This is a genomic window from Pantoea cypripedii, from assembly GCF_002095535.1.
Classification (GTDB): domain Bacteria; phylum Pseudomonadota; class Gammaproteobacteria; order Enterobacterales; family Enterobacteriaceae; genus Pantoea; species Pantoea cypripedii.
The window spans coordinates 1,147,856-1,161,589 of the sequence record NZ_MLJI01000002.1; the positions used below are offsets into that span (position 1 = coordinate 1,147,856).

19 protein-coding genes are annotated in these 13,734 nt (G+C 52.1%); 10 read left to right on the top strand and 9 right to left on the bottom strand.

What is annotated here, in order from left to right; translation table 11 throughout:
* Nucleotides 1-16: 16 nt before the first annotated feature.
* Together HA50_RS26545 and HA50_RS26550 are read left to right on the top strand one after the other, a co-directional pair.
* Nucleotides 17-721 (top strand): hypothetical protein, encoded by a 705-nt coding sequence (locus tag HA50_RS26545; protein ID WP_084879769.1) that lies wholly within the window; start codon nt 17-19, stop codon nt 719-721.
* The gene (locus tag HA50_RS26550; protein WP_084879770.1) at nt 718-1,491 is read left to right on the top strand and encodes a site-specific integrase; all 774 of its coding nucleotides are present in this window, start codon (nt 718-720) and stop codon (nt 1,489-1,491) included. Before HA50_RS26545 ends, HA50_RS26550 begins: the two co-directional genes overlap by 4 nt.
* Before the next feature lie 268 nt (nt 1,492-1,759).
* Here the strand turns inward: HA50_RS26550 and HA50_RS26555 are convergent, their stop codons facing one another.
* Complete coding sequence (locus HA50_RS26555; RefSeq protein WP_084879771.1) at nt 1,760-2,017, bottom strand: hypothetical protein; 258 nt, start codon at nt 2,015-2,017, stop codon at nt 1,760-1,762.
* Nucleotides 2,018-2,442: 425 nt separating this feature from the next.
* On the opposite strand from HA50_RS26555, the gene sopA reads away from it, so the two are divergent.
* A complete protein-coding gene (sopA, locus tag HA50_RS26560) occupies nt 2,443-3,609 on the top strand; it encodes a plasmid-partitioning protein SopA (protein WP_084880268.1) in 1,167 nt (388 codons plus the stop codon).
* Nucleotides 3,609-4,583, top strand: a complete 975-nt coding sequence (locus HA50_RS26565; protein WP_084879772.1) for a ParB/RepB/Spo0J family plasmid partition protein — start codon at nt 3,609-3,611, stop codon at nt 4,581-4,583. Before sopA ends, HA50_RS26565 begins: the two co-directional genes overlap by 1 nt.
* A 254-nt stretch (nt 4,584-4,837) precedes the next feature.
* Here HA50_RS26565 and HA50_RS32210 read toward each other — a convergent pair whose 3' ends face one another.
* The 5 genes from HA50_RS32210 to HA50_RS26585 form a co-directional block, all read right to left on the bottom strand.
* Nucleotides 4,838-5,215, bottom strand: coding sequence for a DUF4113 domain-containing protein (locus tag HA50_RS32210; RefSeq protein WP_420872887.1), 378 nt, complete (start codon nt 5,213-5,215; stop codon nt 4,838-4,840).
* Nucleotides 5,212-5,940, bottom strand: a complete 729-nt coding sequence (locus tag HA50_RS32215; protein ID WP_420872888.1) for a Y-family DNA polymerase — start codon at nt 5,938-5,940, stop codon at nt 5,212-5,214. Before HA50_RS32215 ends, HA50_RS32210 begins: the two co-directional genes overlap by 4 nt.
* The gene (locus HA50_RS32220) at nt 5,927-6,118 is read right to left on the bottom strand and encodes a Y-family DNA polymerase (RefSeq protein ID WP_420872889.1); all 192 of its coding nucleotides are present in this window, start codon (nt 6,116-6,118) and stop codon (nt 5,927-5,929) included. The genes HA50_RS32215 and HA50_RS32220 overlap by 14 nt, the downstream gene beginning before the upstream one ends.
* Before the next feature lie 2 nt (nt 6,119-6,120).
* Entirely contained in the window at nt 6,121-6,546 is a 426-nt protein-coding gene (gene umuD, locus HA50_RS26580) for a translesion error-prone DNA polymerase V autoproteolytic subunit (RefSeq protein ID WP_084879773.1), read from the bottom strand.
* A gap of 376 nt (nt 6,547-6,922) precedes the next feature.
* Nucleotides 6,923-7,180 (bottom strand): hypothetical protein, encoded by a 258-nt coding sequence (locus HA50_RS26585; protein WP_084879774.1) that lies wholly within the window; start codon nt 7,178-7,180, stop codon nt 6,923-6,925.
* 354 nt (nt 7,181-7,534) lie between these two features.
* Between HA50_RS26585 and HA50_RS26590 the strand changes: the two genes are divergently transcribed.
* The 3 genes from HA50_RS26590 to HA50_RS31630 all read left to right on the top strand — a co-directional run bounded on the left by HA50_RS26590 (nt 7,535) and on the right by HA50_RS31630 (nt 9,108).
* A complete protein-coding gene (locus HA50_RS26590) occupies nt 7,535-8,092 on the top strand; it encodes a DUF1281 domain-containing protein (protein ID WP_084879775.1) in 558 nt (185 codons plus the stop codon).
* Nucleotides 8,093-8,160: 68 nt separating this feature from the next.
* A complete protein-coding gene (locus HA50_RS26595; RefSeq protein ID WP_084879776.1) occupies nt 8,161-8,727 on the top strand; it encodes a hypothetical protein in 567 nt (188 codons plus the stop codon).
* A 90-nt stretch (nt 8,728-8,817) separates the two neighbouring features.
* Nucleotides 8,818-9,108 carry a hypothetical protein gene (locus HA50_RS31630; RefSeq protein ID WP_208617345.1) on the top strand — a complete coding sequence of 97 codons (291 nt, stop codon included), beginning with the start codon at nt 8,818-8,820 and terminating at the stop codon, nt 9,106-9,108.
* A 212-nt stretch (nt 9,109-9,320) separates the two neighbouring features.
* On the opposite strand, the gene HA50_RS31260 is transcribed toward HA50_RS31630, so the two are convergent.
* A complete protein-coding gene (locus tag HA50_RS31260; RefSeq protein ID WP_158087448.1) occupies nt 9,321-9,467 on the bottom strand; it encodes a hypothetical protein in 147 nt (48 codons plus the stop codon).
* A gap of 274 nt (nt 9,468-9,741) precedes the next feature.
* Here HA50_RS31260 and HA50_RS26605 point away from each other — a divergent pair, with 274 nt between their 5' ends.
* Nucleotides 9,742-10,053, top strand: coding sequence for a hypothetical protein (locus HA50_RS26605; RefSeq protein WP_084879777.1), 312 nt, complete (start codon nt 9,742-9,744; stop codon nt 10,051-10,053).
* Between the two features lie 56 nt (nt 10,054-10,109).
* Entirely contained in the window at nt 10,110-10,931 is an 822-nt protein-coding gene (locus HA50_RS26610) for a DUF932 domain-containing protein (RefSeq protein ID WP_084879778.1), read from the top strand.
* 22 nt (nt 10,932-10,953) lie between these two features.
* On the opposite strand, the gene HA50_RS26615 is transcribed toward HA50_RS26610, so the two are convergent.
* Nucleotides 10,954-11,487: a lytic transglycosylase domain-containing protein gene (locus tag HA50_RS26615; RefSeq protein WP_084879779.1), complete on the bottom strand. Its 534-nt coding sequence runs from the start codon at nt 11,485-11,487 to the stop codon at nt 10,954-10,956.
* Between the two features lie 615 nt (nt 11,488-12,102).
* Here HA50_RS26615 and HA50_RS26620 point away from each other — a divergent pair.
* On the top strand, nt 12,103-12,507 hold the full coding sequence (locus HA50_RS26620; protein ID WP_084879780.1) for a relaxosome protein TraM: 405 nt from the start codon (nt 12,103-12,105) through the stop codon (nt 12,505-12,507).
* Between the two features lie 591 nt (nt 12,508-13,098).
* Here HA50_RS26620 and HA50_RS26625 read toward each other — a convergent pair.
* Nucleotides 13,099-13,719: a hypothetical protein gene (locus tag HA50_RS26625; RefSeq protein WP_084879781.1), complete on the bottom strand. Its 621-nt coding sequence runs from the start codon at nt 13,717-13,719 to the stop codon at nt 13,099-13,101.
* Nucleotides 13,720-13,734 lie beyond the last annotated feature (15 nt).

Genomic DNA, 13,734 nt, shown 5'->3' on the forward strand with positions numbered 1-13,734 from the left:
CAATAAAGGAACAACTATGGCTGACTGGTTTATTGCCACTGAAGGGGTGAAAGTCGTGAAGGACAGCGCCAGCCTGTGGCCACAGATCATCACGGCGGTTTCCTCCGCCGGCGCTGCGCTTATTGGTGTGTGGTACGGGCAGTGGCTGATTACCCGGAGGGAAGCAAAAACAGCAGCAGCCAAAAAAGACAGTGAACGTCTGTTTATTACCACCGAACTGGTTTTTATCCTCGAAGAATTTGCTGAGGGCTGTGCCCGCGCGGCAACCGACACCGGACATGCTGATAACGAGGGCATATTGAGAGTCTCAGCAGAGCGCCCTGACATTGATTTGACGCAGGTTGCCGGCGACTGGCGTGTCCTTCCCGCTGCATTGATGTACCGTATCCGTGAACTTCCGATTCTCGTGAATGAAGCGGATAAATATGTTGCCAGTGTCTGGGAGCATGACTGGCCACCGGATTATTCACGCACGTTCGAAGAGAGGCAGTACCGGTATGCCCGGGCAGGACTGAAAGCTCTCTTCTCTGCAATACGTCTGCGAAGGCTGGTCGGCCTCCCCGGTACGCGCCTTAATGCCACGCCCTGGTCTGCACAGCCTAAGCTGTGGAATGCCTGGAAGGAGGAGTGCAGACGTCGTTCAGTGACCAGCAGGCCGGCGCCAGAATTGGCCGTCCTTTCAAATATCCAGAGTCAGCCCCCTTCCGGAGAGCAGATATGACATTTACGGCCGTACCCGCGCAACACACACCGGTTTCACTCCCGGTATCCATCGACTATCCGGCTGCGCTGGCGCTGCGCCAGATGGCTCTGGTGCATGATGAGCTGCCGAAATACCTGCTTGCACCGGAGGTGAGCGCCCTGCTCCACTATGTCCCGGATCTGCACCGCAGGATGCTGCTGGCCACACTCTGGAATACCGGCGCCCGCATCAACGAAGCGCTGGCCCTGACGCGGGGGGATTTTTCACTGGCGCCGCCGTACCCGTTCGTGCAGCTGGCCACGCTGAAACAGCGCGCGGAAAAAGCCGCCAGAACGGCCGGCCGTGCGCCGGCCGGCAGTCAGGCGCACCGTCTGGTTCCGCTGTCCGACAGCCAGTACGTCAGCCAGCTGGAGATGATGGTGGCCACCCTGAAAATTCCGCTGGAAAGGAAAAACAGACGCACCGGCAGGACGGAAAAGGCCCGTCTGTGGGAGATCACCGACCGGACGGCACGGACGTGGATCAATGAAGCCGTGGTCGCCGCTGCGGCCGATGGCGTCAGGTTCTCGGTGCCGGTGACGCCGCACACCTTCCGCCACTCCTATGCCATGCACATGCTGTACGCCGGGATTCCGCTCAAGGTACTGCAGAGCCTGATGGGGCATAAAAGTATCAGCTCGACAGAAGTGTACACGAAGGTGTTTGCGCTCGATGTCGCCGCGCGGCACCGGGTACAGTTCCAGATGCCCGGCGCGGAGGCCGTGGCCCTGCTGAAAGGTCACTTATAGTGTCTGTAGTTGGCCGAACATTATTCGATTACATATGGACATAATTACCTGAACGTTCAGGCTGGCGTGGTTTTTAGCTGTAATGACTCTGTTTGAGCTGAAAGTGGTTCAGATTGGTCATGGTATGGCGATATTTGGTCCCATATTTCTGAAAACTGGTTCAAGTGGCATAATAATCAGAAAGTTCACTATGAAGGATAGTTTGAAGCAAAAAGTTGGAATGTGCGGGCGAACATCCTGCTCGCCAGATTTATTTTATGCGGGGTTCTTACCTGGCCCACTCACGCGGAATACAGAAGTGAAAATCAGGAAACTCTTCATAAATAGCGTTCTGTAGCATTCTTACCCGTTCTGACAGTCTGCGTGAATCAGACATATGCCGCCACTCGCCCTCGATCGAATTTTTGTCAGCATCAGGGAAATTCAACGTGATATAGACTTTACCATCACGAAAAATGGCACCATTTGTAAATGTACCTAAACCCTCATTAACTACATTATTTATCTGATTTTCATCAAGTTTCATAATCTTGCATCCTCTCATTTGACTAGACATCTGATCATACCAGTGACCAGTATTTACTGAAACTGAGAATGAAAAAACGATTGTTGGTATCTGACAATTCATCACTACCAGTTGCTGCACGGGGATTAACAGTCCCCGTGTTTATTCAAGTCACCACTTCTTTCTGATGCCATCCACACAGTAGCTGTTTGTGAAATTCCTGCGGTGTATTCAATCACCTCAATAGCCATGTACACAGCTCCATCAACTTATACCGCTACAGCGTGGCAACAAAACTGACCGTAGATGGTTGTTGCTATCGCGCCTCTCTGTATTTTTTACGCACAACTTTGCAATTTTACATTCACTTTGCAATTTTGGTGTTGCTTTGCATTATTTTTCAAGATTTAATGTTTTTATGCAAAGTTAACTATTTGGGGTGAATGATGGGATTGATGGACACGCTTGACCAATGCATTAAGGCCGGACATGAAATGACCAGAGCTATAGCCATAGCTCAGTTCAATGATGATAGTCCGGAAGCGCGAAGGATTACCCGTCGATGGAGAGTAGGAGAAGCGGCAGATTTAATTGGTGTCTCGTCTCAGGCAATAAGAGACGCTGAAAAGGCAGGCCGTCTTCCACATCCGGATATGGAAACAAGAGGACGAGTAGAGCAACGCGCTGGCTATACGATCGAACAAATCAATCATATGCGGGATGTTTTTGGTACCCGCTTACGACGCCCTAAGGATGCTTTACCGCCGGTCGTTGGTGTCGCTGCTCATAAAGGTGGGGTATATAAAACGTCAGTATCTGTGCATCTGGCTCAGGACCTCGCTTTAAAAGGATTGCGGGTACTACTTGTAGAAGGAAACGACCCCCAGGGGACGGCGTCGATGTATCATGGATGGGTACCTGACCTGCATATCCATGCGCAAGACACACTTCTTCCTTTTTATCTGGGTGAAAAAGACGACGCCAGCTATGCGATAAAACCGACTTGCTGGCCTGGACTTGACATTATTCCGTCTTGTCTTGCTCTGCACCGCATTGAAACAGAGTTGATGGGTAAATTCGATGAAGGAAAATTACCAACAGAGCCGCATTTGATGTTGCGTCTGGCTATTGAGACTGTGGCCCATGATTACGATGTCATTATCATCGACAGTGCACCAAATCTCGGTATTGGCACCATCAACGTTGTATGTGCTGCTGATGTTCTGATCGTCCCGACTCCAGCAGAGTTGTTCGATTATACGTCTGCCCTGCAATTTTTTGACATGCTGCGCGATCTGATGAAAAACGTTGATCTTCAGGGTTTTGAACCTGATGTCAGAATTCTGCTTACCAAGTACAGTAACAATAATGGATCACAGTCACCCTGGATGGAAGAGCAGATCCGCGATGCTTGGGGAAGTATGGTTCTCAAAAATGTTGTACGTGAGACCGATGAAGTCGGTAAAGGGCAAATACGCATGAGAACTGTATTTGAGCAAGCGATTGATCAGCGCTCTTCAACAGGAGCATGGAGAAATGCCCTTTCAATATGGGACGCAGTATGTAATGAAATTTTTGACCGTCTCATAAAACCTCGCTGGGAGATTAAGTAATGAAACGGGCTCCAGTCATTCCCAAAACTTCTGTCAAAACGACCGCAAATGTTTCCGAACAGGCTACCACTGGACCCGCAGCACCGATGGTTGACTCGTTAATTACACGGGTCGGTGCTATGACCAGAGGAAATTCTATTAGTCTTCCAGTATGTGGGCGCGATGTTAAATTTATCCTTGAATGTATTTCAGGTGATAAAGTTGCGGAGCTTTCTAAAGTATGGGGCGGCAATGAGCGTGATCAGGAACTTCTTACAGAAGAAGCGCTCGATGATTTAATACCCTCCTTTTTGCTTTCTGGTCAGCAGACACCAGCGTTTGGTCGGAAAGTCTCAGGCCATATTGAAGTTGCCGATGGTAGCCGTCGTAGAATGGCTGCAATCCTGACATCCAGCGACTACCGTGTGCTTGTAGGTGATCTGGATGACGAGCAAATGATGGCACTTTCCCGGCTCGGAAATGACTATCGCCCTACCAGTGCATTTGAGAGAGGCAAACGCTACATATCTCGTCTCGAAAATGAGTTTTCTGGAAATATTTCTGCTCTATCAGATGCAGAAACTATCTCACGTAAGATTATTACTCGTTGCATTAATACAGCAAAATTACCTAAATCCCTGATGTCTATTTTTGCTCATCCAGGTGAACTCTCGGCAAGGGCGGGAGATAGTTTATATAAATCATTTTCTGATAAAGAGCAGTTGTTACAGGAGTCGATTGAAAATTTGCGCGCCAGAAAAAAAATGGGGGCAATCTTCGAATCTGAAGAGATTATTGAGTTCTTAATGTCGGTTTTGAAAGATAAGTCGAATACTCAATCTCCACAGACTTCGCGCCATCAATATGCTCCTGGAGCTACCGCTTTATATAAAGGACAGAAAATTATATTGAATCTCGACAAAGATAAACTCCCCGCTAAGTTGATTCAGAAAATTGAGGAGATTTTAAAAGGGTTGGAAAAGAATGGCGAATAAAGGGTTCCTCTACTGGAACCATGGTCCCATCTGCCACCTGATATCAAAATAAGGAGTGGTGGGACCGTGGTCCCACCTGCTAACCAGATACCAAAATCGTACGTGCTGGGACCGTGGTCCCACCTGTCAACCTGATACCAAAATCGTACGTGCTGGGACCGTGGTCCCACCTGCCAACCTGATACCAAAATCGTATATGCTGGGACCATGGTCCCACAGGCCAACCTGACTACAAATCACATAAGCACAGCAAGTCAGTATACGCGGGCTACAGGAATATCAGTCCAGCGGGTTGTATAGGCCGGCGATAACATATTCCGCTTCATCTGCCACCCCGTGTTCATACCCTGCCCCGCAAACCCGATGTTACCCAGCCCGGACTGGTTGATGCCATCAATTGCTCTCATCAGTTTTGCACTGTCCGGCCGTGGGCGCTCCTCGCTGAACAAACTCAGCTGACTGATGCCATGCGGGATAAAGTCATCCAGCATGATCCCAGCCTTCATGTAGCGGTGTCCCTCTTTCCAGATACGGTCCAGCGAGCGCATGGCCACTGCGATGATGTCCCGGGTATCCTGTGTGGCCAGCGCCAGTTTTTCGCCGGCGCTGTTTCCGTAGAAGATTTCATTCACCGCGTGGGGGAAGTGCGGATGAACACGCTGACGTGCCGGCAGAACTGCCGTTCACCACGTAGTTTCTCTGCCGCCCGGGTGGCATACTGGCACAGTGCCTGCTGCATGGACGTCTTCGTGGTGATGCGTTCCCCGAAGGAACGGCTGCAGACTATCTGCTGCTTTGATGGCGGTAATTCTTCCAGCGGAATGCAGGACTCACCATTCAGTTCGCGTACCGTTCTCTCGAGGACAACTGAAAAGTTTTTGCGGACAAACGACGGATGAGTGCGCGCCAGCTGCAGGGCCGTTTCGATACCCATCGTGTTCAGCTTTTTCCCGATACGGCGCCCGACGCCCCAGATCTCCTCCACTGGCTGACGGGCAAGCAGGGCTTCCGTTCTTTTCGGATTGCCCGGTGTCAGCGCCAGTACGCCCCGGAACTGTGGCCACTCTTTCGATGCCCATTGGGCACTTTTAGCAAGCGTTTTGGTTGGCCCCATGCCCACTCCGATCGTCAGACCAGTCGTGTTCAGTACATGTTCACGCAGGCGCTGGCCGAAGTGCTCAAAATCCTCACAGCCGTCAATGCCGGTCAGGTCCAGGAACATCTCGTCAATGCTGTACTGCTCCACTTTCGGCGTCATTTCTTCCAGGGCGGTCATCACTCTCACGGAGATCGAATGATACAGCCCGTAATTTGAACTGAAGGCGTACACTTTCTCAGGAAAATCAGTGTGTTTCATCTGGAACCACGGGACTCCCATTCGTATGGCCGATTTTTTTTGCGGCTGCGCTGCGGGCAATAACGCAGGAATCGTTGTTACTGAGCACTACTACAGGTTTACCCCGGAGGTCGGGACGAAAAAGAGCCTCGCAGCTGGCATAGAAGGAGTTAACGTCTGCCAAACCAAACATGGGCATGGTTACCTCCTGCGTGCACGCGTGCTGTTGAAAAACCAGGTGACGACGCCGAACAACTGCAGCGACTCCGGATAAATGGTCGCATAGTCCGGATTCATCGGCAGCAAGGCGAGGCGAGGCTGCAGTTGCAGGCGTTTGACCGTGAATTCACCGTTCACCTCGGCGATGACGATGTCGCCGTGCGAGGCCTCTTCGGCCCGGTCTACAATCATGATATCCCCATCAAACAGGCCCAGATCCTGCATGCTGCTGCCGCTGGCCCGCACGAAAAAAGTGGCGGCCGGGTGACGAATACAAAGCTCATTGAGATCCAGTTCGCTCTCAATATAGTCCTGGGCCGGGCTGGGAAAACCGGCAGGACAAAGATCGCTGAACAGTGGAATGGCAGATAACTTAGGGCTGGATGCCGGGGTAAGAATTTTTAACATGTAGACCTCAATAATGCTGTATATGCAAACAGTATTATTTCTTGGTTTTCACATGTTTCAAGCCCAATCTTTGCTTCGCTCTCTAATGAGTTGAAAAACCGCCATAAATAATTCGGAGTTAGTAACCGCAGGTAGTGGACTTTTTTTCCGGGGAGCGGGAAGGGGAGTCGGTGACGGCTGTGGTGCGGGCACAAGATATGATGTGCCGGTCAGCTGCGGTCGATACCAGATGTTGATTATCCACAGAAACGGGGGATAACAATGTGGGTAAGGGGCAGAATTATCTGAGTATCTAACGGGAAGGGTAATATGCAGGATAGAAGCAGGTTTGTACGGGCGAACGTCCTGCTCGCCGGATTTACTTTATGAGGTGCCACTACCTGGCCCATTCGCGCGGAATACAGAAGTGAAAATCGGAAAACTCTTCATAAATAATGTTCTGTAGCATCTTCACCCGTTCGAACAGAGTGCGTGAATCAGACATATGCCGCCACTCGCCCTCGATAGACTCTTTTTCACCATCCGGGAAATTCAGCGTGATATAAACTTTACTATCACGAAAAATCACACCGTTTGTAAATACACTCAAACTGTCACTGACCAATTGCTGTATCTCATTTTCATTAAGTTTCATACCATTACAGCCTCTCCTTTACTGGATATCTGATCATACCAGCGACTTGGTCTGGCTGAAAAGGATGTCGCTTCGCTCCGCTGATTTGTTATCTGAGACTTTCCCCGGATGCAATAACCAGAATTCTGTCGGTCTCCTTATTCACTGTGCCGTGAGCTAACTTTAGCCGGGCCGCATCGTGTTCAAGGGAAGCGATGCCGTTCAGTCACCCGTTCGCACACGTTGTGGCGCATTCAGCCCACAACGTGCTTGCGCTGCGGCTTCCTGTCACGCCCTTGTCCCCTCCGCTTTTCGCCCGTCTGCGTTTTGCTCACGGCACAACACCGTGCCGCATCTGTGAATGAGGAGACGCTCATGCCGAACTGGTGTGCAAACCGGTTATATTTCCGCGGTCAGTCTGACCGTATTGATGATATTCGCCGTCTGCTGGAAGGACAGATAGTCCCCTGGTATCGCCGCGCACAGAGGGAAGGGATCCAGTTATTTCTGGCGGGATGCGCCGGTATTTTACAACCCCCGGAGACCGTAGCGTTTTCACTGTACCCGTCTCTTACGGCCAGCGGCAGCGGCATTATGTCCCCGGAAGGAATGGCTTATGCCCGCTGGCTCAGAATGTTACAGGACGGTGTAATGCTGGATATGGATAACAGCCAGCTGTTGCATGAACTTTGGCTGGCCTGCGGTATTCAGGAACGTCGATGGCAGACCCTGACAGAGGCGCAAAAAACAGTGATTGAAGCGCTGTACCGGCAGAAGATCCATGACTGGGGATCGCTCTTGCGACGGAAGAGTATGGCTGAGTGGTGGGACGGCCTGTGTGATGGTGGGGATGAGGAAAGGACTGAGGAACTGGATATGCTGCTGATCCTTCCAACCCGGCTGGACGTAGAAATCAATGGCCTAGCTAGCTAGCGGCCCATGCCATTCCGTCTGTGGCCGCAGTTTATGCAGTGCGTACATACCCTGATGGAGGCAAAAGCATGAGTACGGGAATCCTTCAGAATGCAGCATCAGCGCTGACGCCGGTCACCCAGGCCGATATCACCCGCGTGATGCGTGAATACTGCTTTATCCGCCTCGATAACGGCGATGAGGCGTTTTTTCATAACGGCCACTGGCTGGACGGCGCTGACGCCGCCAGCGGCGAACCTTCTGTTCTTGGCCTGGCACAGCGTGCGGCGCGGGCAGGGGGAAAATTCCTGCACTGCATGGAGCTGCCGGTGCCGGAGGGGGAGTGGTGCTGGAGCGACGTCGCGGAGCAGCTGGCGCGCAGCGCCGTCACGCTGAGCGTGCGCATGGAGCCTGTCGTCACCGGCTGTGAAACACGGCAGGGCCGGGGCGTGCACTTCTGTAGTGACCCGCTGCTGAGCGGCATCAACAGCAACCTGTGGTTTCCGGTGCGCCCGGATGAGGACTGGTTTACGGGGATTGAGCAGATTCTGGTGATGAACGGCGTGGCGGAGAACGTGGTCAGCCTGACGCCATTGCAGGACAGCCCGTCATATACCGACTGGAAAGTTATCTGTAACCGGAAAATTATCGCCTGACAGAAAAAAGGCAGGGGGTGTGCCCCTGCCTGATTCCGTTACCAGTCCGGTAAAACCGGCAACATTACCTGAACCTCGGAGAAGCCGTCCATGTCTTCATCAGTAACTGTAGCAGCTGCCTGTTATCCTGCTTATCACGAACTCTGTTTTGCGGACCTGGTCACCCTGGCCGGGGAGGAGGGCGGGATGCTGCCCTTCGATGCTGATAACGCAGACCGCGTCAGCGCCGCCGCTGCGGCGCGGGTTGCCTTTGCAGAACGGACCGGTCCGGACCATGACGGTGAACCGGCCGACACCGCCGGGATGGCATTTGATGGTCTGCTGGCGACTGCCCGGATGTATCACGAAGCAGAGACGGAAAACGGAGAAGAAGGGCGGTAAAAGCAGGAGCGGCCCGGTGCTGACGCACCGGCCGGTCTCCTCCGCCTGCGTCCGTCCCGGTGCAGCGTTCACGCTTTCCTCCTGCTGATTTTCCCCACGCTGTGCTTTTTCGCCGGTTGTTTTCCGGCATTTTTCCGCGCCAGAACCACAGAGGGAAAGGACATGGCCCCCTGGCGGCTCCCCGGCGATGCCGGGTCGTCAGCCCCGCTCCGCTAACCGGCACAGCCGGTAAGCTCCACCGGACCACGCGGGGCGTGTTCCGGGCCTCCCGGCCAGGGTCTGATGGCTAAGGTCAAGGGGCTGCAACCGGCTGTCGCCGGTGCGTTCACCGGGCGCGCTGCGCCCTTTAATGCCGCCACGCCGTTCCGTCGTGTCGGATGTGTTCCTGCTCATCTCCCCCGATCGTGCAGCCTGTTCCGGTGTGCTCCCCGCGGAGGGCTGTTCGTAGCACCGTTCTCCGTCTGCCCTGAAGGGTACGCTTCGCCGTTCCTCGCCCGTTCGCACTCGCTCTGCTCGCTTGCGCTGCGGCCTCCGGTGACGCCCTTCGTGCATCCCTCGCCCGTCGCTACTCTGCCCTTCGCCGCGAGGAACTCACCGAAACAGGGTTAAAGCAACCGATAAGAGGAAACCAGCATGAACACACAGAACGTCAACACCGCCGCTTCAGAATCTACCGAAACACGGGGGAAGGGACAGGAAAACCGCGACCTGAGTCCGGCTCAGTTTGCGGACCTGTACCTCTGGATCCGTGCAAACGGTGAGTTTACCGGTGTGGCGGGCGTGCACCGGGCCGTACTGGCCGGACTGACGCTCATTGATGAGCCCACCCCGGAGCCGGAAGCCCTGAAGATTTATGTCCACAAAGGGTATCCCGTGGCCGTCCAGGAATACGACACCGGATTTGTGGTCGTCCGGGCGTATTACGCCGCCGCTGCCGGGGAATGATCCCGGCCGGAAAACACGTTGATTTGACCGTCTTTCTCAATATAAGGAATTTTATTATGGTCCGTTTTGCCACCCGCTACGCCGCTCCTACGTCTGTCCGTAAAAATAACCCGCTGACCAATGACGAGCTGATGCGCGTCGTGCCGAGCGCCTTTTCCGCTGAAAAACATGAGTCTCGATCAGAGCGTTATACCTATATCCCGACCATCACGCTGCTGGATAAATTACGTGAGGAAGGTTTCCAGCCTTATTACGCCAGTCAGTCACGCGTGCGCGATCCGGAGCGTCGCGACTTTACCAGACACATGATCCGCCTGCGCCGGGGAAATAATAATGGTGCCGGTGAAGTGCCGGAAATAGTTTTGCTGAACAGCCATGACGGGTCGAGCAGTTATAAAATGATCCCCGGTATTTTCCGCCAGGTGTGTACCAACGGACTGGTGTGCTGGAAATCATTTGGTGAAATCAGCGTGCCGCATAAAGGGGATATTGTGTCGCAGGTGATTGAGGGGGCTTATGAGGTGCTCGGGGTGTTCGATAAGGTTGAAAATAACATCGACACGATGAAAGCCATTCAGGTAAACAGCGAAGAACGCCGCCTGCTGGGACAACTGGCGCTGGAGTATAAATATGAGGGAAAGGAGCCGCCCGTATCGGCAGAACGAATTATTCAGCCGCGCGCCTGGTATGACAAAGGTACCGATTTGTGGACCGCGTTTAATATTGTCCAGGAGAATCTGATCAAGGGCGGTGTCCCCGGCAGAACGGCGAAAGGAAAAAGAACTACGACCCGGCCGGTAACGGGCATTGATGGCGATATAAAACTTAATCAGGCGCTGTGGAAAATGGCGGAGGAGTTCGCAAAACTCAAAGCATAGCGATTAAACCCGGTGTGCGGGGTTATTTTATGGGGGTGTAAACGTCTGCGCTGATAAAGGTTTCCGGCGCGGGCGTTTTTTTATTCTTCTGTGTCATGGTGGCGTAAACCTCATCGCGGGCGATAAGCACGCGATAGATACTTTTAATTATTGCCGCATACTCCCGTCGCTGCTTTATCAGCTTCGGACTGGGGCCGGTGTTATACATCCCGACGCTGTCCCAGTTTCTGCCGTACTGCCTGAAGTTACGCGCCTCGATCCATGCGCCGGTATAAATGCAGATGCACGGATCTTTCAGCAGCCTTTCCCGCGTAATATTAAACTTTTTCAGCTGACTGAAATGAGAGCTGTTGATCTGCATGTTGCAGACGTCATGTGTTCCCCCGCTGCTTCTGGTATTCAGCGCATTATTACGCATGTGCGATTCCTGAATGGAATGCGCCATCAGCAGGCGCGGATCAATACCGAAATCCTTTCCGGCTTTCGTGAAGCACATTTCCGGTTCGGCCTGCACGCTGAATACAGCGGCGAGCCCGAGAACAGCAAACCATTTCATTCTGATAATCTCACGTGCATGCGCATAATGCGCCAGGCGGGTTCGTGTGAAAAATACGCGTTCAGATCATCGCTGGCAAGATAATTCGTTACAGACGCGCACGCGGCGCTTGAGGCAGTCTGATGAAGACCCTCCCGGATATAAAGAATTCATGAGGATGGCGTTATTTAACAAGCCGCTCTCCGGGGTTATCTTTCATCACACCCCACGCAAGATTCTATCTTGCGGTTTTTTGTTTTAATATCATGTTGTTATGTTGTTTTTGAGATAGCATTGAGTCTGTATCTCATTAAAATGTCGTAGAAAGCTACGATATTATGGTGTCGTCAGCTACGACATCATGTCGTAGCTTTCTGCTACCTGTTGTCGTAGCTTCCTGTGATATGGTGTCGAAGGATTGTAGATATTACTATTTTTCATTGTTTTATATGTCGTACAGTGTCACACCCTACGATATGACAGTGTCGGATTGTACTACCTGTATAAGCGGTGTAATATCGCCGGCATACGTGGTTCTGTGTCTGTACGCCCGGTGAAAACGCTGACGGACCCCCGCGCACACATCATCAAAAGAATATTGCTGAGGGTTTATTACCCCGCCATACGGAGAAAATCATGGGAAGAATGGGGATTTACGTTAAGGATAAAATTGAAAAAGAAATCAGGGATATTTATCAGCTTGAAATCCAGAATGGAGCACATCCGGGAGAAGTCAGCATATCTTCGACGTGTAATGAGCTTCTGAGACTCGGACTGATTATGCATAAGGCCAAGAACGCAGAAGACAGTTTCTCCCAGCGGGAATGGAACCGAGAAGTTATCAGGAAAGTCAGTGGAACACGGGAGGGGATTATGCTTCTGCTTTCGATGGTCACTGAAATTTACCTGCATACAACGGGAGAGAAGGGGAATGACCGGATTGAGGAACTGTTAGGAGGCTATCTTGCTGAAATCGGAAAAGCAGAAGATGATGCTGAGAACCGGCACTTTGTAAAACCTGATGCATCAGGGAAAGAGTAAATTTTTATGTGTGCAGGTCCGTGTCCGGGATGCGGGAAGGTATTCATCATTCGTGATAAAAATATCCCAAAATCATCCGTTTTTTTCCCGGGGCGCGAAAGGACGGGCGTTAAATACCTTCCCGTTAACATGCCGGGGTACTGTTTTTTTCACTTATCGCATTCCTGCCCTGCATGCCGTTGTATCAGGAGATAATTACCGTCCTCCGCATTGACTCAGCATTTTTGTTACAAAACGCGCACTGTTGCCTCACCCAGAATTCTTACTCAGTCTGTGTTATAAATAATCATACTGCGTCGGGATAATAATTCGGTATGGGAACTGCGCCCCGGTTAGCCTGGGGGAGATACCACTCCGTTACGGACGGTATTTTTCCTGCCGGAAAACAAACAACATAAACCCGTCGGCCGCAGATTTCCACCGCGCATGTTAATGTCGGTTATTATGAAATCAGACATTATTTATTGCAGACGGATTTGACAGGCATCTGGCAGGTGGAGGTTTGGTGACGGGAAGGAGAATTACGACGCCGTATGTTAATTACCCGGAAATATAAAAAAGCCGGGCATCCTGCCCGGCCTGAAGACTGCCTTACTGCTTTTCTTTTTTTTCTTCCCCGGTGTTATTCGTCAGCGGGTTTTCCGCCATTGCCACTTTTTCCGCAATAAATTCATCAAAGAGAATGGCCAGTTCACGCAGGCGCCTGACTTCTTCGTTCTCCGGCAGCTGCTGCTCCGTGAAATAATTCAGGGAATCCAGCAGGCGCTCCATAATTTCCTGATTCACGCTGCGCTGATTAAATCGCGCACTGATTTCCATATCGCGGCGTAAATTAAGGGGAAAACTGCTGCTGAACGCCCGGTTCTTTCCCGGCACGAACGTTTTCCTGTCCGCCCCGTTATTTTCCTGTACCGCATACTCCCGGCGGATAATATCCAGCCGTGACTGGAGGAACTCATCAAATAATCTTGCCAGCGCAACCATCCGCTGACCCTCATCGGTTTTAATCACCGGCCTGCGCGGCGTGAACCGCAGGGAACTGACCAGGCGACTGATGACCTCATCATTCGTCGTGTACCCCCTGACGCGGGCGGCGACCCGCAGCTCCATCAGCAGGTTCTCCGGCAGCCACAGCTTGCGGTACTGCATTTCTCCCTGTGCGTACTTCCGGGGGCGTCCGCGACCGTCGCCCAGCTTTTCTTTTACTTTCATGTTTTTAAACCTCCT

Coding starts and splice junctions, on each gene's coding strand:
- HA50_RS26545 (WP_084879769.1), top strand. CDS start 17: ATGGCTGACTGGTTTATTGCCACTGAAGGGGTGAAAGTCGTGAAGGAC.
- HA50_RS26550 (WP_084879770.1), top strand. CDS start 718: ATGACATTTACGGCCGTACCCGCGCAACACACACCGGTTTCACTCCCG.
- HA50_RS26555 (WP_084879771.1), bottom strand. CDS start 2,017: ATGAAACTTGATGAAAATCAGATAAATAATGTAGTTAATGAGGGTTTA.
- sopA (WP_084880268.1), top strand. CDS start 2,443: ATGGGATTGATGGACACGCTTGACCAATGCATTAAGGCCGGACATGAA.
- HA50_RS26565 (WP_084879772.1), top strand. CDS start 3,609: ATGAAACGGGCTCCAGTCATTCCCAAAACTTCTGTCAAAACGACCGCA.
- HA50_RS32215 (WP_420872888.1), bottom strand. CDS start 5,940: ATGAAACACACTGATTTTCCTGAGAAAGTGTACGCCTTCAGTTCAAAT.
- HA50_RS32220 (WP_420872889.1), bottom strand. CDS start 6,118: ATGCCCATGTTTGGTTTGGCAGACGTTAACTCCTTCTATGCCAGCTGC.
- umuD (WP_084879773.1), bottom strand. CDS start 6,546: ATGTTAAAAATTCTTACCCCGGCATCCAGCCCTAAGTTATCTGCCATT.
- HA50_RS26585 (WP_084879774.1), bottom strand. CDS start 7,180: ATGAAACTTAATGAAAATGAGATACAGCAATTGGTCAGTGACAGTTTG.
- HA50_RS26590 (WP_084879775.1), top strand. CDS start 7,535: ATGCCGAACTGGTGTGCAAACCGGTTATATTTCCGCGGTCAGTCTGAC.
- HA50_RS26595 (WP_084879776.1), top strand. CDS start 8,161: ATGAGTACGGGAATCCTTCAGAATGCAGCATCAGCGCTGACGCCGGTC.
- HA50_RS31630 (WP_208617345.1), top strand. CDS start 8,818: ATGTCTTCATCAGTAACTGTAGCAGCTGCCTGTTATCCTGCTTATCAC.
- HA50_RS26605 (WP_084879777.1), top strand. CDS start 9,742: ATGAACACACAGAACGTCAACACCGCCGCTTCAGAATCTACCGAAACA.
- HA50_RS26610 (WP_084879778.1), top strand. CDS start 10,110: ATGGTCCGTTTTGCCACCCGCTACGCCGCTCCTACGTCTGTCCGTAAA.
- HA50_RS26615 (WP_084879779.1), bottom strand. CDS start 11,487: ATGAAATGGTTTGCTGTTCTCGGGCTCGCCGCTGTATTCAGCGTGCAG.
- HA50_RS26620 (WP_084879780.1), top strand. CDS start 12,103: ATGGGAAGAATGGGGATTTACGTTAAGGATAAAATTGAAAAAGAAATC.
- HA50_RS26625 (WP_084879781.1), bottom strand. CDS start 13,719: ATGAAAGTAAAAGAAAAGCTGGGCGACGGTCGCGGACGCCCCCGGAAG.